This is a genomic window from Chromohalobacter sp. 11-W, from assembly GCF_029889905.1.
GTDB lineage: Bacteria > Pseudomonadota > Gammaproteobacteria > Pseudomonadales > Halomonadaceae > Chromohalobacter.
Genome location: NZ_JARANZ010000004.1, coordinates 198,172 through 218,817, shown reverse-complemented (window position 1 = coordinate 218,817; position 20,646 = coordinate 198,172). Strand labels below are relative to the sequence as shown.

Below are 20,646 nucleotides of genomic sequence, written 5' to 3'. Positions count from 1 at the left end.
GGTCGTACCCGCCTCAGCTCGGCACTGCCTGATCCGCCACATGCGCCAGCGGCGCGCGCGCGGCGATCAACCGCCGACGTCCCGCCTGCGTGAAGCGCACCTCGATGACTGGATTGGCGGGATCGCCCTCAAGGAGGACGATCTCGCCATCGCCGAAGACCTCATGCCGCACCCATTCCCCCACCGCCCATGTCGCAGACGCTGATTCAGCGACTGGTTCTGACGCACGAGTGACGGCTAGGTTCAGGCCGCAACGTTCGAGATAACGCCCGACCACCTCGGGTGCACGCACCGCCAGCGCGTCAGGCGGTGTCTCGCCGAGCGCGGCAGCGGCGCGATGGCAGTCGTCCCAAGCGGTTTCGTCGAGAAAGCGACTGGGACGATGATCGCCGCCATCGTGCAGCACCAGCAAACGCTCCCGCGCTCGCGTGATCGCTACGTAGTAAAGGCGACGCTCCTCCTCCAGACGCTCGGCGTCCAGAGGTGTCTCACGCGTGTAGTGCGGAAAGTCTTCCTCGTTGACGCCCCACAGCGCGACCATCGGCCATTCGAGACCTTTGGCGCCATGCACCGTGGTCACCAACACGCCATCCTCGCGCGCTTCGACCGGTTGGCTGAGCAACTCGATGAAGCCTTCGGGATCGTTGGCCAGTTCACCGGCCTGTTCGATCAACACATCAAGCAGACGCACATCGTCCTCGGCCTTGGCGCGTCTCGAGGCGGCGCGTTTGAGCGCCTTGTCCGCCTCGGTGGCCTCGACGACATGTTCGAGCAGCTTGGCCGGCGGCCAATTCGACATGCGGGGCAGTTCGCATAGCAACTGCCAGCGACGCTTGAGGTTGCGTCGCTGAAGGGGCTTCAACGCATTCAACAAAGGGTCGTGTCGCTCAGGCCATTGCTGGGTCTGGGCCAGTTGGTGCGCCAAGGCGGTCAGCGTCTCGCGAGGCACGAACACCGTCGGCTGCGACAACAGCAAGTTGAGCTGCTCGGGATCCTGCAGACGGCGTCCGTCTCGCGCCAGGGCCAGATACCCCGCCAGCGCCTGCACCAGCGGCAGACGAAACACGAAGCGATCCTCACGCGCGAGCCGGAATGGAATGCCGGCTCGCAACAGCTGCAACTGCACGGAGACCGACAACGCCCAACTGCGCACCAGTACGCAGGCCTCGCCCAAGGCTCGCCCGTCGCCGCGCCATTGCTGAAGGGCATCGAGCAGCTCACTGCTGCCCACCGCCACGTCGGCGCGGGTCGTCGGCGTGCCGGGTGCGGCCAGGCATAGCTGATCGGGACGCCGACGGTTGGCGCGGATGGCATGATTGGCCGCCAACGCCAGCACATGGCCATGACGAAAGGTATACGACAGCGGATAATCGTGGGCGGCGCCGAACAAGGTGGTAAAGCGTTCGAACATGGCATCGGGGCGCGCGCCTCGCCACTCATAGATGCACTGATTGGCATCGCCCACCGCCATCACCTGGGCGGAAGACCCCGCAAGAATCGCCAATAAGCGCTGCTGCACCTCGTTGATGTCTTGATACTCGTCGACGATCACATGATCGAGAAAGCCCTGCACCCGCGAGCGCGCCTCGGGGGTTGCTTCCAGGCAGCGCAACGGTCGATAGAGAAGATCGGCGTAGGTCATCAAGGCGTGATCCTCGAGCAACCCCTCGAAGACCGCATACGCTTCGCAGAAGTGCTGAGTATTCTCGCCGAAATCCAGGCGTTCGTGGAGCAGCTCCGGGGCGCACATCTCGGCCTTGACCAGCTCGCAGAACTGCGCCAGCGCTTCGAGACGATCCGACTCCAGCGCGGCGTGGCGCTGACTGTCGTCAGCGTGTTCCAGGCTCATCTGTACTGCCTGACGCAACAGCCGCTCGCGCTGCCAATCGGCGGCGATCAACTGACGCGATGATAGATAGCCCCAGCGCGTCAGGGTCTGGGTCAGACGATGGCCGATGGAGTGAAAGGTTCGCACATCGGGAAGGCGCTGCCCCGCCGCCTCGTGCGCCAGCTTGTGGGTGAAGTCCTCGCGCGCGGCGCGATTGAACATCAGCACCAGCATGCGTTGCGGTGGCACGCGGCTGGCCAGCAGGTGCAAGACGCGCTGCACAAGGGTGGTGGTCTTACCGGCACCGGCGACCGCCGATACACGCGCATGCCCCTCGAGATGCGCGACCACGGCACGCTGTTCGGGCGTCTCCTCCCTCACGGTGTCTCCTCGGGCAACCAGCCGAGAGGCTGCCAGACGCCGGCGCTATATATCCCGAGCTCGCTACCGTTGGGCGTCTCATACATCTCGGCGATATCGATCAGGCGATAGTAGACGTTGCGGTTGAGCCGTGCCGACAATCCGAAGCGAATGGCGACCTCGGGAACCGGATCGCCGGCCGGCATGGGGCTGACCACGAGGCGGCGTTGCGCACCCAATGTGACGCTATCGCCGAGATTGGTGGTCAGCGTCCACACCCCGTCGCGACAATCGGCATCGGCGATCACAAACGGGCGATCCTCAACCTGAACACGCAGTTTTTCGACCGGCGTGACCAGATAATAATCGCCATCTTCTTCCCGACGCAGCAGGCGCGACAGTAAACGTACCAAACGCGCGCGCCCGATTGGCGTGCCCTCATGCCACCAGCGGCCATCGGCGGCAATGGTCAACGCCATGTCACCGCAGAAAGGCGGGTTCCAGGTATCGACCGGCGGCAACGCTGCCGTGGGTGATGCGTCGAGATGTGCCGTCAACGATTCTAGTGGCATGCTCGCTCCTCGTGCTTTACTGACCGCTCATCTGTGCCAATGCCTCGCGCACATCCTCGGGCGCCTCGGGCAGTGCAGCGCGGAACAGCCGGTAGAAATTGGCACTCGTCTGCATCGCGACCTCGTCGACACTGATGCCCCGCTCGGCGGCGATGCATTCCGCCACCTCCACGACCCACTGAGGCTCATTGGGCTTGCCACGATGCGGCACCGGCGCCAGATAAGGGCTATCGGTCTCGATCAATAGCCGGTCGAGGGGCACAAGACGCGCCAGTTCGCGAACCGAGGTAGCGTTACGGAAGGTCACGATACCGGAAAGCGAAATGTAGAAACCCAGCCTCACCGCTTCCCGCGCCATGTCGAGATCGTCGGTGAAGCAATGCAAGACGCCCCCCACCGCGGGATCGGTATGCTCACGAATCAACGCCAGGGTGTCTTCCTTGGCATCACGGGTATGCACGATCACCGGCAATTCGAGTTCACGCGCGGCGCGCAGGTGGTGAGCGAAACGCTGGCGCTGCACATCGTGAGCCACTTCATCGTAGTGATAGTCCAGCCCGGTCTCGCCAATCGCTACCGCATCATGACGCTGGGCACAATCGACGATAGCCTGGACGTCGGGCTCGTGCTCGACTCGATGCAGCGGATGCACCCCGGCGGATAACGAGACGTCATCATGGGCACGGGCGATATCGACCAGGTTAGGTACGTCGTCCAGCGTGACGGCGATTGCCAGGAATTGACGCACGCCACGTTGGCGGGCGGCTTCCAGAGCGCCCTCGAGCTTGCCGTCATGGGCGGTGAGGTCGAGTCGATCGAGATGACAGTGGGAATCAACGAACATGCGGTACCTAAAGAATCGAAAAGGGTGTGACTGTCTGAAAAGTCGACGAGGCCTAAAGGGTATAGCTGGGGCGTGTGGCGGTGACACCTGCGAGTTGGATATCGATCAGCTCCCTCACACGCTGATCGGCGTCGCTGAAATGCACGCCGATCCCCGGGACGCGCCGCCCGCCGACACCCGGCGGCGACAGCCAGGCGACCGTGCCCGAGACCGGTAGGCGCTCGGGATCCTCCGGCAAGGTGATCAGCAGATACACCGCATCGCCGAGCGCATAACGCTCCTGCGTGGGAACGAAGACGCCGCCCCGCTCCAGCCAGGGCATATAAGCTGCCTGTAGGGTCTGTGTATCGTGGAACGTCAGAGATAAGGCTTTTTGTGCCACGCTGAGTACTCCTCGGTCAGGATGCACGACTCGCTGCATGCACGATGTTTATGCCTCGCCAGCGTGGCGTTGTCACGAGCGCAACAGCGATGCCCAACGCACCAGCCAGGCTTCCAGTACCAGCTGTGCATTGGGGTTGCCCCCGGCGGCGATCAAACGGCGCTGTTCGCGCGCGTAGTCGAGCAGGCGAAACCAATCGCGCACCCGCGCATTCTTGGCTGCCTGGCGATACAGCGGCAGGAGGTCCGGATTGCGCACGTGCTGTGCTTCGCCGGAGACGCCCAAGCGAATAAGGTCTTCGAGCCAAACGATACCGTACCACAGCACGCGGTCCAACGACTGGGGATCGAGACGCGCCGCCTCGGCGACTGGCTCCGCGCCACGCACCAGGGCATCGAAGAGCTCACGAAGCTCCTGGCGCAAGCCGCGTCCCTCGGCCAGCTCGACGGCAAACTGGGGCAAACCGCCGGCCACGCGCAACCAGAAACGCGCTTGTTCGGGATCCTCGAAGCGTTCGTTCAGCCACTCCAGGGCGCTGTGTGGCTCGGGCACGCCCAGGCTCCAATGCTGGCAACGCGAACGAATGGTCGGCAGCATGCGTGAGGGAATGTCCGCCAGGAGCACGAACAATGTCTTCGCGCCCGGCTCTTCGAGACTCTTGAGGAGAGCGTTGGAGGCGGCCACGTTCATGGCTTCCGCGGGATGCAGACGAATCACGCGATAGCCGCCTTGTTGCGCGGTCTGCGACACGAAAGCATTGACCTGCCGAATCGGATCGATGCGAATCTGGCGGCGCTTTTCTGCCGGGGTGATATCGAGCAGGTCGGGATGATATCCCGACGCCAGCATGTGACAGGCATGGCACTCGCCACAGGCGGTGTCGCCCGGGGCATGACACAGCGTGCGGGCTACCAGAGCATCGGCGAGATCGTGTTTGCCGACCCCGTGCGGGCCCGAAATCAATAGCGCATGCGCTAAACGGCCCGCGTCCTGTTGGCGAATCAGGCGCTGCCACAAGTCACGCTGCCAAGGTAATGGCGTCACGACCATAACGCGCTTCTCGCTGCCAGGTGATCGGCGATCGACGCCTGTACCGCATCCAGCTCTCGGTCGGCATCGATCACGGCGAAGCGTGCCGGCGCTTGGGCGGCGCGGGAAAGGTAGCTCTCACGCACGGCGGTGAAGAAGTTTTGTCGTTCGCGCTCGAAGCGGTCGCGTGTGGTGCCCCGACGTTCGACACGGTGCTGGGCGGCCTCGACCGGCATATCCAGTAACAGCGTCAGGTCGGGTTGCAAATCGTCTTGCACCAAGGCTTCGAGTGTCGCAATACGCGTCTCATCCAGTCCGCGCCCGCCGCCCTGATAGGCGAAGGTCGCATCGGTAAAGCGGTCGCAGACGACCCACACACCCCGCGCCAACGCGGGACGGATCTTGGCCGCCAGATGCTGGGCGCGGGCCGCGAACATCAGCAGCAATTCGGCCGTCTCGTCGAGCGGCTCCTGCGGGGTGGGGTCGAGCAGTAGCGCACGAATCGCCTCGGCCCGCGGAGTGCCGCCCGGCTCACGCGTACGCAACACTTCGATACCGCGAGCGCACAACCAGTCGCACACGAAATCCACGTTGGTGGATTTCCCCACCCCTTCGCCCCCCTCGAGGGTGATGAAACGTCCTGGCGTCATGGCGATGCTCTACCCCGCTCAGCGGTTGAGAATGTAACGACGTACCGCGGCATTGTGCTCGGCCAGCGTACTGGAAAATTGATGCGAGCCGTCGCCTTGTGCGACGAAATACAAGGCATCTCCCGGGGCCGGATCCACCGCGGCTTGCAACGCCCCCTTCCCCGGCATGGCAATCGGCGTCGGCGGTAGTCCGTCGATCACGTAGGTGTTATAGGGCGTCTCGCGACGCAGATCGGCCCGCGTGATGTTGCCATCGTAGTCGTCTCCCATGCCGTAAATCACCGTGGGATCGGTCTGCAGCCGCATGCCGCTTTCGAGGCGCCGCGTGAAGACGCCGGCGATCTGGCGTCGCTCTTCCGGGACGCCCGTCTCGCGTTCGATCAAAGAAGCCAGGATGAGCGCGTCGTAGGCGCTATCGATAGGCAAGTCGTCCTGCCGCTGTGCCCAAACATCCGCCAGAATGGTCGCCATGCGTTCGTAAGCGCGACGCAGTACCTCAAGGTCCGTCATCCCCTTGTGATAGCGATACGTATCGGGAAAGAAACGTCCCTCAGGATATTCATCCTCGTGCCCCAAGGCCGCCATGACCTCGTCATCGCTCATGTCTCGAGTGCGATGCTCGAGCTTGGCAGCGGCGTCCAGTTCGCGGCGCATCTGCGCGAACGTCCACCCTTCGGGAATGGTAAAGCGATAGGACACGACATTGTCGCTGGATAGTCGCGCCACCATGTCGTTGCCGCTCATTCCGGGGTCGAGTTCGAACTCGCCGGAACGCAGTCCGTTGACCTTGTCGGGCGAAACTTGCGCCAGGACGCGATACGGCCAGGTGGCATCGATGATGCCGCGCTCCTCGAGTTCGCCGATGACCCGCAAGAATCCCGCACCACGCGGGACTTCGTAAATCGTCGTTTCATTGAGGGCCAGCGGGGCCGCCAGGCGGGATTGCCAATACTGATAGGCCCCCAATACCGCCACGCCAGCCAATATCGCAATCCCTATGAGAACCTTCACCACTCGCATGTCGATACCTTGTCTCACGCCTCATCGAAGACGTCATGGGGATAGCCCAGCAATGGATGGGCATGCTGTTGCAGATACCGGTGCGCGGTATGTACCGCCCACCGCTTCAGGCAGGTACCGTCGGTATCGTCCAGCCGGTTCAGGGGCCACACCCCCTGAACCGAGTTGATGACCCAGGCTGCGTCGGCCTCCATCAACGCCTCGATCCCCGCTCCGCGCGTGTGAATCGGCAAACGCTCGCGCAACGCCGCCAGCAGCGTACCTTCCACGCCACATGCGCTCAGGTCGGGGGTCTCGAGCAGGCCGTGCCGCCTCCAGACCAGGTTCATGCTGGTCGCCTCGACGAGACGCTCGTGCTGATCGCACAACACCCCTTCGGCAACATCGGGATCGCGCCACTCACGGCGCGCCATGACGTTCTCGAGACGGTTGAGATGCTTGATGCCTGCCAATAAAGGCTGGTGCCCCAAGCGCAGCCGGCACAGGCGAACGCGTACACCCTCGCGCCAATACGCGGACTGCGGCATGAAAGGCGTACATCGCCAACGCAGGCGCGGCACGGGCGGTTCGGGAGATGCGTACCCACGACCGCCGCTGCCACGCGTCACGAGCAACTTGAGCACGCACAACCCAGCCCCCGCCTGCCCCGGCAAGCTCGCCAAGGTCTGCGTATCCGGCAATGGGATTTCCAGCCGCTCGGCACCGCGCGCCAGCCGCCGTAGATGCGCGTCCCACAATAAAGGCTGCCCATCACGCACGAGGACGGTCTCAAAGAGACCGTCCCCATAAGCGAAGCCGCGATCGTCGAACGGCACTGCCTCGTCGGTCATGACGCCTAAACGCGGCCGAAGATCAGTGATCCATTGGTACCGCCGAAGCCGAAGGAATTCGATAGGCTGTACGCTACCGACTTCTCGCGCGCTTCGTTGGGCACGTAATCTAGCGTGCACCCCTCGTCGGGATCTTCGAGGTTGATGGTCGGCGGCACGACGCTATCGCGGATGGCGAGCACGCTGAATATCGCCTCGACAGCGCCGGCGGCTCCCAGCAGGTGGCCGATCATCGACTTCGTGGAACTGACCGCTACGGACTTGGCCGCGTCGCCCATGACGCGCTCCACGGCCTGGCTTTCCGCGACATCGCCCGCCTGGGTCGAGGTTCCGTGTGCGTTGATGTAATTCAACTGCCCGGCATCGATAGCGGCGTCCTTGACGGCATTGCGCATGGCCATTTCCGCTCCCTGACCGTTGGGTGCGGTCATGTGGTAGGCATCGTCGCTCATGCCAAAGCCCAGAACCTCGGCATAGATGGGCGCGCCACGCTGCTTGGCATGCTCGTACTCCTCGAGCACCAGCACCCCGGCGCCATCGGAGAGCACGAAGCCATCTCGTTCGCGGTCCCAGGGGCGGCTTGCTGCAGCAGGGTCGTCATTACGCGTGGACAGCGCACGCGCCGACGAGAAACCACCCAGACCCAGCGGCGTGGTGGCCATTTCGGCTCCCCCGCAGACCATGGCATCTGCATCGCCATAGGCAATGGTGCGCGCCGCGTAGCCGATGTTGTGCGTCCCCGTGGTACAAGCCGTGGTGATGGCGATGTTGGGTCCGCGAAAGCCATGCTGGATCGCCAGATTGCCGGAGATCATATTGATGATCGACCCGGGTACGAAAAACGGCGAGATCTTGCGCGGGCCACCGCGATTCAAGGCATTATGGTTATGCTCAATCATCGGCAGCCCCCCGATGCCCGAACCGATCGCCACACCGATGCGATCCGCATTGTCCTCGTCGCTCTCCAGTCCGGCATCGGCGATGGCCTGCCCCGCCGCGGCGATCCCGTACTGAATGAACAGATCCATCTTGCGCGCTTCCTTGGGATTCAGATAAGGACTGATATCGAAGTCCTTCACCGAACCGCCAAAACGCGTATTGAATCCCGTAGTATCGAAGTGGTCGATCGGTGCGATGCCGCTCTTGCCCGCCAGGATGTTGTCCCAGCTTTCCTTGACACTGTTACCGACCGGGGTTACCAGGCCCAATCCGGTTACCACGACCCTTTTACGAGGCATCAGCTCTCCTCCAGACTTGCGAGTTGGCACGGCAGTGCCGTGTTTGGCGCGCATTATACCCGAAACACCGACGGGATGGAGACCGCACGCATGCACAAACGACGAAGGCCGCCCTGATGACAGAGCGGCCTTCGCGAGTCGATGTCGAACCGGGCGACCCGGTACCGCTCTACTTACTGATGAGCGACGACGTAATCGATCGCTTCCTGAACGGTCGTGATCTTCTCGGCTTCTTCGTCGGGAATCTCTGTATCGAATTCTTCTTCGAGCGCCATCACCAGCTCGACAGTGTCCAGCGAGTCGGCGCCGAGATCCTCGGTGAAGGAAGACGTGTTCTGGATGTCTTCTTCCTTGACGTTCAGGCGCTCAGCCACAACCTTCTTCACGCGCTCTTCGATGGTGCTCATTCTCTTGTTACTCCTAGTGGTACGAATCCGCTAGCTCTGGAAAGCTGCGGCTAGTTTATAGACCGCTCCCAGACGACGCAACAGCGCCTTGGAGAGCGTCAACGCATATTCATGCCGCCGTTGACCTGCAGCGTTTCACCGGTAATGTAGCCGGCATTGTCGCTGGTGAGAAAGCCCACGGCAGCGGCAATTTCCTCGGGAGCGCCCAGACGCGACAGCGGAATCTGCCCCAACAACGCGTCGTGCTGGGCCTCGGGTAGCGCCTGCGTCATGTCGGTAGCGATGAAACCCGGCGCAACACTATTAACGGTAATGCCACGCGAGGCGACTTCACGCGCCAGGGAGCGTGAAAACCCTTCCATGCCGGCCTTGGCCGCCGCATAGTTGGCCTGCCCCAGATTGCCCATGCTGGCGACGACCGAGCTGATACTGACGATACGCCCGAAGCGCGCCTTGGTCATGCCGCGCACGCACGCCTTGGTGACGCGATAAAGCGACTTGAGATTGGTGTCGAGCACCGCGTCCCACTCGTCTTCTTTCATGCGCATCAGCAGATTGTCACGCGTAATGCCAGCATTGTTGACCAGTATGGTCGGTGCACCGAACTCGTCGCCAATCGATTTGATCAGGCTCTCGACGCTGGCCTGGTCGGTGACGTCGAGCACACGACCAGCACCCTCGACATCGTGCGCCTTTAGATCGGCATCGATCTTGTCGGCGCCGGCCTGGCTGGTTGCAGTACCGATCACCACACGTCCTTGACGGCCCAGCTCACGGGCGATCGCCTGTCCAATGCCGCGACTGGCACCGGTGACCAGGGCTATCCTGCGTTCGCTTGTCATCTGGTTTCCCGCATTCATTGCTAAGACTGCCCCCCTTCGCTACGCGCCAATTCCAGCGCACTCTCAAGCGATTCGGGGTCGTTGACGGCAAGCCCTTTGGCTTGGCGTTGAATTCGCTTATTGAGCCCGGTCAGAACCTTGCCCGGCCCACATTCGACAAAGACCCGGGCGCCACGTTCGTACATGGCATTGACGCAATCCGTCCAACGTACCGGCCGATAAAGCTGCTCGACGAGACGCTGACTGAGCGTTTGAACGTCCTCATGCGCGAGCGCATCGACATTCTGGACCACAGTATAACGTGGCGTTCTGAGATCGAGTCGATCGATCTCCGCTGCGAGGCGCTCGGCGGCCGGCTGCATCAAGTTGCAATGCGAAGGCACCGACACCGGCAGCGGCAAGGCCCGCTTGGCACCGGCTTCCTGACACAAGCCAATGGCCCGTTCAACGGCGGCTTTATTGCCCGCAATCACGACCTGGCCCGGGGCATTATAGTTGACCGCCGCGACCACTTCACCTTGCGCCGCTTCACGACATGCCGTCTCGACCGTCGCGTCATCGAGACCAAGCACCGCAGCCATCGCGCCTTGGCCTTCCGGTACCGCCGCCTGCATCGCCTCACCGCGCAGACGCACCAGGCGCACGCCTTCTGCGAAGCTGATGACGCCGGCACATACCATGGCGCTGTACTCACCCAGGCTATGGCCCGCCATCACCAGAGGGCGCGGGCCCTCGAGCTCTTGCCAGACGCGCCAGATCGCGACGCTAGAGGTCAGCAGTGCAGGTTGCGTGCAGGCCGTGGCGTTCAAGGCACTCTCGGGGCCTTCCTGTACGACTTTCCAGAGGTCGTAACCTAACGCACCGGACGCTTCGTCGAACGTAGTTCGCACGACGCTGTAACGCTCGGCCAGCTCCCTCAGCATGCCGACCTGCTGGGAGCCCTGCCCCGGAAAGACGAGGGCGAGGGATTGTGTCATGACAGTCACCTTTGAGGATGGGGGTCGTCGGGTTGAGCATCGCTCGCTAACCCACTATCCGCTCGACCGCTATCGGAGTCGACCGAGAGGATAGAAGGCTCAGAGTGCACCGCATCGCCCAACTCCCGTGCCAGATGCGAAGGTAAATCCATGTCGACCTCGCGCACCGCGCGTGAAATGGCATAGGCAAAACCTTTGGCATCTGCCCCGCCGTGACTTTTGACGACAATACCCGACAGTCCCAACAGACTAGCGCCATTATAGCGTACCGGGTCGAGTCGCCGCTTGAGACGCAGTAACGCAGGCCTGGCCATGGCACGCACCACGCGCGTGGTAAAATGCGCCTCGAACGTCTCCTGCAGACGCGCTAGCAACATCGTCGCCAAGCCCTCGCTGGCCTTTAGGACCGCATTGCCCACGAAACCGTCGCACACCACGACATCCGCCGCCCCCGAGAAGACGCCATCGCCTTCGAGGTAACCGATATACTCGAAACCATAACCATCTCGATGGCACGCCACGCCTTGACGCAGACACTCATCTGCCTCGCGTACGCTAGGCACGCCTTTACTGGCTTCGACACCGATATTCAAGAGCGCCACACGCGGCGTCGCCACATCGTCGATCACCCGCGCCATGATCGCGCCCATGCGCGCAAAATCGACCAGATGACGCGCCTGAACACCGACGTTGGCACCCAGGTCGAGCAGATAACAACGCCCGCCGCCTTGAGTAGGTACCGCCGTGCTGATAGCGGGCCGCGCAATGCCTTTGACCGTGCCCAATTCGCGCCTCGCCAACGCCATCAGCGCCCCGGTATTCCCGGCGCTGACACAGGCATCCGCCTGATCGTCGCGAACGCTCGCGATGGCACCGAGCATGCTTGTCCCGCTGGCCTCACGCACGGCATTCGCTACCCGCATGGCCTGCGAAATGACGCGCGGCGCGTGCTGCAGGACGAGACGGGAACGGTAGCCGGAAAGGCGTTTGGGAAGGGACTCTAGCTCGGCTTCCAAGGCGTCGCGAGGGCCGTGCATCTGAATCTCGAGATTCGAGTGCATGGCGAGCGCCTGGAGAGAGCCGGTGACGGTGGCGCGGGGACCCAGGTCCCCGCCCATCGCATCGATAGCGATTCGCACGGTCACGTGCGCGTCGACGACGTCTTAAACGTCGAAGACCTTGCGGCCACGGTAGAAGCCATCGGACGCCACGTGGTGACGACGATGCGTGGTGCCGGTTTCCTTGTCCTGAGACAGGGTCGGGGCGCTCAACGCATCGTGGCTACGACGCATGCCACGCTTGGAACGGCTCTTGCGTACTTTTTGAACTGCCATGGGTTACACTCCAGAGTGTCGACGATGATTCAAAGTTTGCCTTTCAAGTTGCGCAGCATCTCGAAAGGGCTTGTAGAACGCTGCTCCGACACCTCGGCATCAGCGCCGCTTTCCAGCTGATCGCGCGAAACGGCGCAATCCGCTTCGTCATGATAAATCACCTGAGGCAGGCTAAGGATGAGCTCATCCTCGACCACCGGCAGAAGATTCAGCTGCTCGTTTTCCACCAATACCGGCTCATAGTCGCTCGGCAAATCACCCGCTAGACTATCATCGGTGACCAGTCCCAGCAGGAAGTGACTCTCCAGCGTCACCGGCATGGGCTCCAGGCAACGTCTGCAAGGCATCTGCACATGCGCCAGAAGCTGGCCGTCCATGAGGCGCCGCCCTTGGGTATCGATATCGAAACTCAGGCGTACCTCGCAGTCGCTCTGCTGCGCGCCGATCTCTTCGCCAAGGCGCGACATCGCATCGAGTGCCGCCAGGCCTTCGAGACGTTCGCGATTGGCAGCGAGCTTATAAGGCTCGACCTGCTTAGGAAGTCGTGTGGTCAACATAGGCGCGCAATAATAGGGACTCACCCCGACGCTGTCAAAACAAGCGCACTGTACAGAACCGACGGAGCGCGGCAGACTGCGAATTGACGCGCCATCCCGCCATCGTTTTTCCAGGAGACGCCATGACTCGCCTTGTCCTCGCTTCCGGCTCCCGTTGGCGCCGCCAGCTCCTCGACCGTCTCGAACTGCCTTATGCGTGGGCCGCGCCAGACATCGACGAAACCCCGCACCCCCGCGAATCGCCCCAGGCCCTGGTGCATCGCCTCGCCCTCGGCAAGGCCACGGCGCTCGCTGGCGAGTATCCCGAGCACTTGATCATCGGCTCGGATCAGATCTGCCTGTTCGACGGCGAGATACTCGGCAAGCCCGGCGACATGGCCACCGCCCGCGCCAATCTACGCCGTTTTTCGGGCCGGCACGTTCGCTTTCTAACCGGCATCGCACTCATCGATACCGCCCACGCGCGCCACTGGGTCGATCACGAACGTTACGACGTGGTGTTTCGCGAACTCAGCGATACCCAGATCGAGCGTTACGTCGAAAAAGAGCGCCCGCTGGACAGCGCCGGCAGTTTTCGCATGGAAGGGCTGGGCATCACACTCTTCGAACGCCTCGAGGGACGTGACCCCAACACTCTGATCGGCCTGCCGCTGATACGCCTTTGTGAAATGCTGCGCGAGGCCGGTCTCGATCCGCTGGGCTGACACCGGCCTGGCGCCGTCATTGCACTTGGCTGTCATTGCACCTGATAGCGCACGGGCGACGCGTTGCTGGAGATCCCAGCCCAGTCGGCCGCGACACGCCCCAGTTGGCGTGACAAACGAGTCAAGGGATCGAGCGCTGGCGTATAATCATGCAGCCGCACATCATCGAAGCGCTCCCGGGACAATCCATCGAGGCTCTCCAAGCCGTCGATCAGCCCCAGGTCGAGCGCTTGCTCCCCGGTCCAGACCAAGCCTGAAAAGAGCCTGGGGTCGTCGGCCAGGCGTTCGCCGCGCCCGTCCTTGACGTCCTCGATGAATTGACGATGAGTGGTGTCCAACACGTCCTGCCAGAAATCTCGCTGCTCATCGCGCATCGGGGAGAAGGGATCGAGAAACGCTTTGTTGTCGCCGGAGGTAAAGACCCGGCGCTCGATGCCCAACTTGTCGATGGCCTCCTGCATTCCAAAGCCGGAATAAATGACACCGATGGAACCCACCAGGCTCGCCGGAGCGGCATATATGTCGTCCGCCGCCGACGCCATGTAATAGGCACCGCTCGCACCTATATCCTCGATCACCGCAACGACGGGCTTGTCGCCCTTTTCCGTCAAACGGCGCACTTCATCATATACACGCTGTGACTGCACGGGGCTGCCGCCAGGGCTATTGATATGCAGTACCACCGCCCGTGAAGACGGCGCCTTCCAGGCGGCACGCAGCCCCTCGATGATGCGCTCGGCACTGGCCTCGCCATCGGCATCGATGACACCCTCGACCTCGACGACGCCCAGATGGGGTGCACCGGCACCACCGGTCATGTCGCGACCGTCGAAGAATAGCGCATAAGCCGTCATCGCCAGCGACGACGCAATCAGCAGCACGACCACCAGGCGAAAGAATAGCTTCCAGCGCCGTGAACGCCGCTGCTCGACGAGCACACCGTCGATCCAGCGATCGAGCATGCGTTGCTCGCGCAGGCGCCGCAGCTCACGCAAGCGCTCGGGATTACTTGTCGCCTCTTCGTCAGACTCGTCCGCCTGGTTGCGTTCGCGCGACGCGCGCCCGACCTCGGGGCCCTGCGTCCAAGCGTCCTCGCGTTTATCGTCACTCATGAGATTTCGCTCCGACTCACGATGCCCGGTCCGGTATCGCGTACATCATCGTGGTGATCCACATACAGCCAATCCATCAACGCCGTGAACGTATCGGCCATCAGCACTGGCTCGCTACGCGCCAAGCGCTCGCGGGCATGCACGCCATAGGTCACCGCCACGCGATCCATGCCCAATGCCCGCGCCATTTCCATGTCGTACTCGGTATCGCCGACCATTAACGCCTCCTCCGGCGCCAAGTGCGTCTCGGCCAGCAACTCTTCCAGCATGCGAGGGTGCGGCTTGGACAGGGTTTCATCGGCCGTACGGCTAGCGTGGAACCATTCGCCACTGCCCGTGCTCGTAAAAATGCGATCCAGACCACGACGGCTCTTGCCGGTCGCCACTGCCAGTCGCAGGCTCGACTCGCCGCGCAGGCGCATCATGCCGGGCTCCACCCCATCAAAGAAGTGCATCGGCTCCCGCTCGGCAGCAACGAAATGTGCCGCGTAGCGCTCGCGCAAACGCTCACGCTGCTGCGCAGCCATCCCCGGGCACAACTTGGCGATGGCCTCCGGAAGACCCAGCCCAATAATGTCCCGTACCGCCGCATCCGACAGCGGCGTCCAGCCAATATCCTGCGCGGCTGCCTGCATGCAGGCGACGATCCGCGCCGCGGAATCCATCAAGGTGCCATCCCAGTCGAAGATCACTAAACGATAGCGCAAACCACTTTCCCCTCATCGGCGTTATTCGATGCCGCACCCGCGCGACTCATGAGCCAGTCAACTGGCACGGCGCGCTCTCGCCAGCACCGCTTCGAGCGTTTCTCCCAGCGGCGCCTTGACATGCACCGGGCGACCGCTCGAGGGCTCGGGAAAGGTCAAGGCATGGGAATGCAGGAACAAGCGATCGAGCTTCAACTCACGCGCCAAACGGGCGCCCTCGCGGGTACCGTACTTGTCGTCACCCAACAATGCATGCCCGGCATGCTCGGCATGCACACGAATCTGGTGAGTACGACCGGTCACCGGTTCGGCCTCGATCAACGTGACACGCGAGAACGCCTCGCGCACGGCGAAGCGCGTGCGCGACACCTTGCCCTGGTTATCGACACGCACTCGCCGCTCGCCGTTGCCCGCATTGAAGCGATCGAGCCGGGCACTGACGAACTCACGCCGCGCCGGCCAGCGCCCTTGAACCAGGGCTAGATACTGCTTATCCATCTGATGTGCCTTGAGCGCCTGATTCAAGGTCACCAACGCCTCGCGAGACTTGGCCAGCAACAGACAACCGGAGGTATCACGATCCAGGCGATGCACCAGCTCCAGGAAATCGAGATCGTCACGGACCTGACGCAGCGCCTCGATCAACCCGATTTTCACGCCACTGCCGCCATGCACGGCGAGCCCAGCCGGCTTGTTGAGCACCAACCAGTCAGGGCCTTCGACCAACACGCTGCCCGCCAGCAGATTGCGCAGCCCGTCACTGACTTCGCGCACGGCTTCTTCGGGCGCCAGGCGTAACGGCGGTATGCGCACCATGTCGCCGAGCTCCAGGCGGTAGTCCGCCTTGACCCGCTTCTTGTTGACGCGGATCTCACCCTTGCGCACGATGCGATAGATCAAGGATTTGGGCGCTCCCTTGAGCCGCGTACGCAAAAAATTGTCGATACGTTGCCCGACCTGCCCTTCGCTTATTTCCACCCACTGTACGTCGCGGCCTTCGGCCATGCGCACCCTCTCCTTTACGAATCGCCACCGAATTGTCGCCAGACAACATTCTACCGCAGCGAGACCGACTTGACGCCAATTGCTGCGTTATCGCTTTACTGTTATATTCGAGACTCGTTCAAATGGGTATCAAGCGCCCGTCAGTTGCGCCTGCTTTGCAGACACGCAGGCCCGAACGAAGAACATGACATCCCCGCTGGCGACGACACCATCGCCGCACTAGGGGAAGAGAACGTTTGGAACGCCATGCCCGCCAGGGGCGCACGATATTTTCGGCGCCACCACACGGGGTGACATAAACACCGTGCCGGGGCCGGCGTCGCCGAATCGACTTATTGCTAGCTGTCTGGCGGATGACCGCAGGGCCGGACGGGCACACTCCCGCCGGGACACGTCCTGCCTCCGTCGCGTACTCAACATGCTCTTACAGTGTTCAGGGATGTATACGACAGGATCGATACAAACGGGATAACGAAGTTGAACACCCCTCGAAGCGCTGGCGGGCCCCCTCGTCCACCGCATTCGGCGGCCATCATCACGCGCATCGTCCCCGTTGGGCGATGACGACCGTTGGTATGCCTGTCTTGTCGCCCACGGCCCTCTGGGTCGCCAAGACATCGTCACGACATGCACTGAGCACAAGCATGCAAGCAAACGATTCGACGCGCCGTTGCCACGCCTTGTCGTTAGACCGGCACGCCTAGTCAGTGAGACTTGCATGAAACGAATGCTCATCAATGCGACACAGCCCGAAGAGCTGCGCGTCGCGCTCGTCGATGGACAACGCCTGTACGACCTCGACATCGAATCCGGTGCTCGGGAACAGAAGAAAGCCAACATCTACCGTGGCCGCATTACGCGGATCGAGCCCAGCCTCGAAGCCGCCTTCGTCGATTTCGGCGCCGAACGACACGGCTTCCTGCCGCTCAAGGAAATCTCCCGCGAGTATTTCACCAAGGAGCCTTCCGGGCGCCCCAACATCAAGGAAGTCCTCAAGGAAGGTCAGGAAGTCATCGTCCAGGTGGACAAGGAGGAGCGCGGCAACAAAGGCGCCGCGCTGACCACTTTCATCAGCCTGGCTGGGCGCTTCCTCGTACTGATGCCCAACAACCCTCGTGCCGGCGGCATTTCGCGCCGCATCGAGGGCGAAGACCGCGCGCAGCTCAAGGACGCCATGGGCCAACTCACCGTTCCCGACAAGATGGGCGTCATCGTGCGCACCGCCGGGATCGGGCGTTCCCCCGAGGAACTCCAGTGGGACATGGACTATCTGGTCCAGGTCTGGGAGGCGATCACCGAGGAAGCCGGCAAGCGTAGCGCGCCCTTCCTCATCTACCGTGAGTCCAACGTCATCATTCGCGCCATGCGCGATTACCTGCGCCATGATATCGGCGAGGTCCTGATCGACAGCCCCGAGGTACACGAGGAAGCCCTGCATTTCATCCGCCAGGTCATGCCTTCCTACCAGAACAAGATCAAGCTCTACGCCGATGACGTGCCGCTGTTCTCGCGCTTCCAGATCGAGTCGCAGATCGAGACCGCCTATCAGCGTGAAGTCAAACTGCCCTCCGGCGGCGCCGTGGTCATCGACCACACAGAGGCCCTGGTGTCCATCGACATCAACTCGGCACGCGCCACACGTGGCAGCGATATCGAGGAAACCGCGCTGCAGACCAATCTCGAAGCCGCCGACGAAATCGCACGGCAGTTGCGGCTTCGCGACATCGGCGGCCTGGTGGTCATCGACTTCATCGACATGACACCGGCCAAGAATCAGCGCGAAGTGGAAAACCGTGTCCGCGATGCGCTCAAGCTCGACCGCGCCCGCGTGCAGATCGGACGCATCTCGCGTTTCGGGCTGATGGAAATGTCGCGCCAGCGCCTGCGGCCCTCGCTCGGCGAAACCAGTGGCGTGGTCTGCCCGCGTTGCAACGGTCAAGGCACCATCCGCGATGTACGCTCCATCTCGCTGTCCATCATGCGTCTCATCGAAGAAGAGGCCATGAAGGAGCGCAGCTCGCAGATTCGTGCGGTTCTTCCGGTACCGGTGGCAACCTACCTGCTCAACGAAAAGCGCAGCGTGCTCAATGACATCGAGCAGCGGCAAGGCGTTCAGGTCGTCCTCTTGCCCAACCCCGACATGGATACGCCGCACTACGACATGCAGCGTCTGCGCGACGACCAAGTCAATGAAGAAGACGGTCAGCGCTCGAGCTTCGAATTGGCCACCGAAACCGAGCTGACGCAGGAACCCGACCCGGCACTCGAAAAGCCAGTGCAGCGCGCGGAAGCAGCGGTCAAGAGCATCGCGCACAACGCCCCGGCTCCCACCTCGCTGCAGACCGATACCGCCCCCCAAGGCAAGTCGAGCGCAGCGAACTCTACGCCGAGCGCCACAACGACACCTGCAGCAGCGCCCGAAAGTGGGCTGTTCTCACGCATGGTGAAAGGCCTCGGCAAGCTGCTCAATGGCGATGATAGCGCCGCCTCGTCACAGGACACCGCATCCGGCGCCGAATCGCCCAAGCGCGCGGCCAGCAAGTCGTCCACGACGGATTCCTCGCAACAGCGCAACCGTAACGGCAACAGCCAAGCGGGACGTTCGGGCGATAAGAAGCCCGCCGACAAACAGCAGCGTCAGACGTCGCACGACAACGATGATGCGCGCCGCGATACAGCGTCCAACAGTGGCAACAATAGCCGCAACGGCAATAATAATAACCGCCGGCGTCGCAATGGCGAGGAATCACAAGAGCGCCAGGCATCGCGTAACGAAGGCCGTCGCGAGGAGAGCAACAACTCGCAGTCCAACCGCAATTCAAAGCCTTCGCGTGGCTCCGGCAAGTCGAACAATGCCGAACGTAGCGACAACACCAGTAACGGCGAGAACTCGAAGCAGGACACTCGTAACGACGGTCGCAACGAAGCACGTAACGCCGGCAAATCCAACAAGCCCCGCGCGGAAAACAAGGACACCAAGGCCAATAAGCCCAAGTCGGAGTCTGCCTCACAAGCGGCGTCCGAGGACAAGGCCTCGGCCTCTCCAGCGCAAGGCGAAACGCCGAAGGCAGATAGCAAGCCAAAGCGCACGCGCAATAACCCGCGTCAGCGCAGCCGCAAGCATGCCGTGAATCCGCAATCCGTCGCCGAGCAGGAAAAACTGAAAGCTCAGCAGCAAGAAGCGGCAAGCGAACCGGCACAAGACATCCAGGGCGAAACCTCCAGTGCCGCTCCCTCGCCCGCTGAGCCCGCAGAAGACAACGCGAGCGCCAAGCCGAGCCAGACGGCCTCGTCCGCCACGACCGAAGCGACGTCCGAGACGACGACACAGCCCCACGAGCCTCAGTCTCGAGAGAGCACGCCCAAGCACGCCAAGACGGACGAGCGCGATTTGGCGGATACGTCCCGCGCGGACGCAAAGAAGCCGTCATACCCGGCCGAGGCACCGGCAGCCGATAGCGCCACCGACGCCGCGAAAAACGGCGCGGCACAGCTCGACACCACGTCGCCGGCAGCGGACAGCACCGAACGCCCCGCCGCCCAGGCGACATCGGAAGAAGCTTCCGCGGATGACGCTTCAAAAGCACCTGCTGATGGCTCTTCACAAGCGTCCGCTGATGGCTCTGCAAAAGCGTCTGCTGATGGCTCTCCGGCACAGGCACCGACGCAAACCGCGCCCGAGGATGCCGGCGAAACCGTCGAAGTAGCCCCCAAGGAGGAAAGTGACACAGCTTCTCAGGCCGAGAAGCATGCTCCGCAGGCCAGCGACGCGCCGGTCGCGAGCGAGAAAGCCGCTCCGTCTACGCCCACCGAGCCCCTTGCGGCTAAGGCGAGCGATGACAAGCCGGCCAACGATGACGTGACGCCGTCCTCCCAACCTGAAGACGATAACGCCACAGTCACCGATACGACCGCCGCGACAACGCCCAAGGACAGCGCCGAGGCAGAGGTCAGCTCGGCTTCGACTTCAACGCCTGCATCGGCGCCCGAAGTCGACACGCCGACCAGCGCCGAGGAAACGCCCGCGACGCCGGCCGAGTCCCCGGCACCGACGGCTACGCCTCGCGCCGAGGAGGCATCCGCGCCGGCAGCCACCACCACGGTAGCGTCGCAAGCGCCCCAGGAAACGACCGCGCCTCGCCAACGTCGTCGCGCCCACAACGATCCACGCGAACAGCGTCATCGTCTCCAGGAAAACCTCTTCCGCGGCGACGACAACGCCTAAGCGACTGCCAAGGCGGCCGACTC

Annotated in this window: 20 protein-coding genes; 2 read left to right on the top strand and 18 right to left on the bottom strand. The window is 62.7% G+C overall.

Annotated features, from left to right (window positions below):
• Positions 1 to 13 precede the first annotated feature (13 nt).
• The 15 genes from OP494_RS07665 to OP494_RS07595 form a co-directional block, all read right to left on the bottom strand.
• Positions 14 to 2,209: an ATP-dependent helicase gene (locus tag OP494_RS07665; protein WP_280540164.1), complete on the bottom strand. Its 2,196-nt coding sequence runs from the start codon at positions 2,207 to 2,209 to the stop codon at positions 14 to 16.
• Entirely contained in the window at positions 2,206 to 2,760 is a 555-nt protein-coding gene (locus OP494_RS07660) for a DUF1285 domain-containing protein (protein WP_280540163.1), read from the bottom strand. Before OP494_RS07660 ends, OP494_RS07665 begins: the two co-directional genes overlap by 4 nt.
• A gap of 16 nt (positions 2,761 to 2,776) precedes the next feature.
• On the bottom strand, positions 2,777 to 3,604 hold the full coding sequence (locus OP494_RS07655; protein WP_246894638.1) for a TatD family hydrolase: 828 nt from the start codon (positions 3,602 to 3,604) through the stop codon (positions 2,777 to 2,779).
• 52 nt (positions 3,605 to 3,656) lie between these two features.
• On the bottom strand, positions 3,657 to 4,025 hold the full coding sequence (locus tag OP494_RS07650) for a PilZ domain-containing protein (protein ID WP_075367911.1): 369 nt from the start codon (positions 4,023 to 4,025) through the stop codon (positions 3,657 to 3,659).
• 33 nt (positions 4,026 to 4,058) lie between these two features.
• A complete protein-coding gene (locus OP494_RS07645) occupies positions 4,059 to 5,036 on the bottom strand; it encodes a DNA polymerase III subunit delta' (protein ID WP_246894639.1) in 978 nt (325 codons plus the stop codon).
• Positions 5,027 to 5,665: a dTMP kinase gene (gene tmk / locus OP494_RS07640; RefSeq protein WP_280540162.1), complete on the bottom strand. Its 639-nt coding sequence runs from the start codon at positions 5,663 to 5,665 to the stop codon at positions 5,027 to 5,029. The genes OP494_RS07645 and tmk overlap by 10 nt, the downstream gene beginning before the upstream one ends.
• Positions 5,666 to 5,683: 18 nt before the next feature.
• Positions 5,684 to 6,685, bottom strand: a complete 1,002-nt coding sequence (mltG, locus tag OP494_RS07635; protein WP_246894641.1) for an endolytic transglycosylase MltG — start codon at positions 6,683 to 6,685, stop codon at positions 5,684 to 5,686.
• A gap of 14 nt (positions 6,686 to 6,699) precedes the next feature.
• Positions 6,700 to 7,515, bottom strand: a complete 816-nt coding sequence (pabC, locus tag OP494_RS07630; RefSeq protein WP_280540161.1) for an aminodeoxychorismate lyase — start codon at positions 7,513 to 7,515, stop codon at positions 6,700 to 6,702.
• A 5-nt stretch (positions 7,516 to 7,520) separates the two neighbouring features.
• A complete protein-coding gene (fabF, locus tag OP494_RS07625) occupies positions 7,521 to 8,753 on the bottom strand; it encodes a beta-ketoacyl-ACP synthase II (RefSeq protein ID WP_280540160.1) in 1,233 nt (410 codons plus the stop codon).
• A 173-nt stretch (positions 8,754 to 8,926) separates the two neighbouring features.
• Complete coding sequence (gene acpP, locus OP494_RS07620; RefSeq protein ID WP_011506901.1) at positions 8,927 to 9,160, bottom strand: acyl carrier protein; 234 nt, start codon at positions 9,158 to 9,160, stop codon at positions 8,927 to 8,929.
• A 98-nt stretch (positions 9,161 to 9,258) separates the two neighbouring features.
• Positions 9,259 to 10,002 carry a 3-oxoacyl-ACP reductase FabG gene (gene fabG, locus OP494_RS07615; protein WP_280540159.1) on the bottom strand — a complete coding sequence of 248 codons (744 nt, stop codon included), beginning with the start codon at positions 10,000 to 10,002 and terminating at the stop codon, positions 9,259 to 9,261.
• 20 nt (positions 10,003 to 10,022) lie between these two features.
• On the bottom strand, positions 10,023 to 10,979 hold the full coding sequence (gene fabD, locus OP494_RS07610) for an ACP S-malonyltransferase (RefSeq protein ID WP_280540158.1): 957 nt from the start codon (positions 10,977 to 10,979) through the stop codon (positions 10,023 to 10,025).
• A gap of 5 nt (positions 10,980 to 10,984) precedes the next feature.
• Positions 10,985 to 12,118 (bottom strand): phosphate acyltransferase PlsX, encoded by a 1,134-nt coding sequence (gene plsX, locus OP494_RS07605; RefSeq protein ID WP_280540249.1) that lies wholly within the window; start codon positions 12,116 to 12,118, stop codon positions 10,985 to 10,987.
• Positions 12,119 to 12,142: 24 nt separating this feature from the next.
• Positions 12,143 to 12,313 carry a 50S ribosomal protein L32 gene (rpmF, locus tag OP494_RS07600; RefSeq protein WP_040243667.1) on the bottom strand — a complete coding sequence of 57 codons (171 nt, stop codon included), beginning with the start codon at positions 12,311 to 12,313 and terminating at the stop codon, positions 12,143 to 12,145.
• A gap of 29 nt (positions 12,314 to 12,342) precedes the next feature.
• A complete protein-coding gene (locus OP494_RS07595; RefSeq protein ID WP_280540157.1) occupies positions 12,343 to 12,870 on the bottom strand; it encodes a YceD family protein in 528 nt (175 codons plus the stop codon).
• 122 nt (positions 12,871 to 12,992) lie between these two features.
• Here OP494_RS07595 and OP494_RS07590 point away from each other — a divergent pair, with 122 nt between their 5' ends.
• Complete coding sequence (locus OP494_RS07590; protein ID WP_040243670.1) at positions 12,993 to 13,574, top strand: nucleoside triphosphate pyrophosphatase; 582 nt, start codon at positions 12,993 to 12,995, stop codon at positions 13,572 to 13,574.
• Positions 13,575 to 13,606: 32 nt separating this feature from the next.
• On the opposite strand, the gene sppA is transcribed toward OP494_RS07590, so the two are convergent.
• From sppA to OP494_RS07575, 3 genes are read right to left on the bottom strand one after another with little or no spacing between them, the layout of a single operon-like run.
• A complete protein-coding gene (gene sppA, locus OP494_RS07585) occupies positions 13,607 to 14,686 on the bottom strand; it encodes a signal peptide peptidase SppA (RefSeq protein ID WP_280540156.1) in 1,080 nt (359 codons plus the stop codon).
• Positions 14,683 to 15,393: an HAD-IA family hydrolase gene (locus tag OP494_RS07580; RefSeq protein WP_280540155.1), complete on the bottom strand. Its 711-nt coding sequence runs from the start codon at positions 15,391 to 15,393 to the stop codon at positions 14,683 to 14,685. The genes sppA and OP494_RS07580 overlap by 4 nt, the downstream gene beginning before the upstream one ends.
• 57 nt (positions 15,394 to 15,450) lie before the next feature.
• Complete coding sequence (locus tag OP494_RS07575) at positions 15,451 to 16,398, bottom strand: RluA family pseudouridine synthase (protein WP_280540154.1); 948 nt, start codon at positions 16,396 to 16,398, stop codon at positions 15,451 to 15,453.
• Positions 16,399 to 17,116: 718 nt separating this feature from the next.
• On the opposite strand from OP494_RS07575, the gene rne reads away from it, so the two are divergent.
• Complete coding sequence (rne, locus tag OP494_RS07570; RefSeq protein ID WP_280540153.1) at positions 17,117 to 20,623, top strand: ribonuclease E; 3,507 nt, start codon at positions 17,117 to 17,119, stop codon at positions 20,621 to 20,623.
• The last annotated feature ends 23 nt before the right edge of the window (positions 20,624 to 20,646 follow it).

Bases quoted from the DNA above. Each gene is read 5' to 3' on its own strand.
- sppA (WP_280540156.1), bottom strand. From the start codon at position 14,686: ATGAGTGACGATAAACGCGAGGACGCTTGGACGCAGGGCCCCGAGGTC.
- OP494_RS07650 (WP_075367911.1), bottom strand. From the start codon at position 4,025: ATGCAGCGAGTCGTGCATCCTGACCGAGGAGTACTCAGCGTGGCACAA.
- acpP (WP_011506901.1), bottom strand. From the start codon at position 9,160: ATGAGCACCATCGAAGAGCGCGTGAAGAAGGTTGTGGCTGAGCGCCTG.
- rpmF (WP_040243667.1), bottom strand. From the start codon at position 12,313: ATGGCAGTTCAAAAAGTACGCAAGAGCCGTTCCAAGCGTGGCATGCGT.
- pabC (WP_280540161.1), bottom strand. From the start codon at position 7,515: ATGACCGACGAGGCAGTGCCGTTCGACGATCGCGGCTTCGCTTATGGG.
- rne (WP_280540153.1), top strand. From the start codon at position 17,117: ATGAAACGAATGCTCATCAATGCGACACAGCCCGAAGAGCTGCGCGTC.
- fabF (WP_280540160.1), bottom strand. From the start codon at position 8,753: ATGCCTCGTAAAAGGGTCGTGGTAACCGGATTGGGCCTGGTAACCCCG.
- fabD (WP_280540158.1), bottom strand. From the start codon at position 10,979: ATGACACAATCCCTCGCCCTCGTCTTTCCGGGGCAGGGCTCCCAGCAG.
- tmk (WP_280540162.1), bottom strand. From the start codon at position 5,665: ATGACGCCAGGACGTTTCATCACCCTCGAGGGGGGCGAAGGGGTGGGG.
- OP494_RS07595 (WP_280540157.1), bottom strand. From the start codon at position 12,870: ATGTTGACCACACGACTTCCTAAGCAGGTCGAGCCTTATAAGCTCGCT.
- OP494_RS07590 (WP_040243670.1), top strand. From the start codon at position 12,993: ATGACTCGCCTTGTCCTCGCTTCCGGCTCCCGTTGGCGCCGCCAGCTC.
- OP494_RS07575 (WP_280540154.1), bottom strand. From the start codon at position 16,398: ATGGCCGAAGGCCGCGACGTACAGTGGGTGGAAATAAGCGAAGGGCAG.
- OP494_RS07645 (WP_246894639.1), bottom strand. From the start codon at position 5,036: ATGGTCGTGACGCCATTACCTTGGCAGCGTGACTTGTGGCAGCGCCTG.
- OP494_RS07655 (WP_246894638.1), bottom strand. From the start codon at position 3,604: ATGTTCGTTGATTCCCACTGTCATCTCGATCGACTCGACCTCACCGCC.
- fabG (WP_280540159.1), bottom strand. From the start codon at position 10,002: ATGACAAGCGAACGCAGGATAGCCCTGGTCACCGGTGCCAGTCGCGGC.
- OP494_RS07660 (WP_280540163.1), bottom strand. From the start codon at position 2,760: ATGCCACTAGAATCGTTGACGGCACATCTCGACGCATCACCCACGGCA.
- mltG (WP_246894641.1), bottom strand. From the start codon at position 6,685: ATGCGAGTGGTGAAGGTTCTCATAGGGATTGCGATATTGGCTGGCGTG.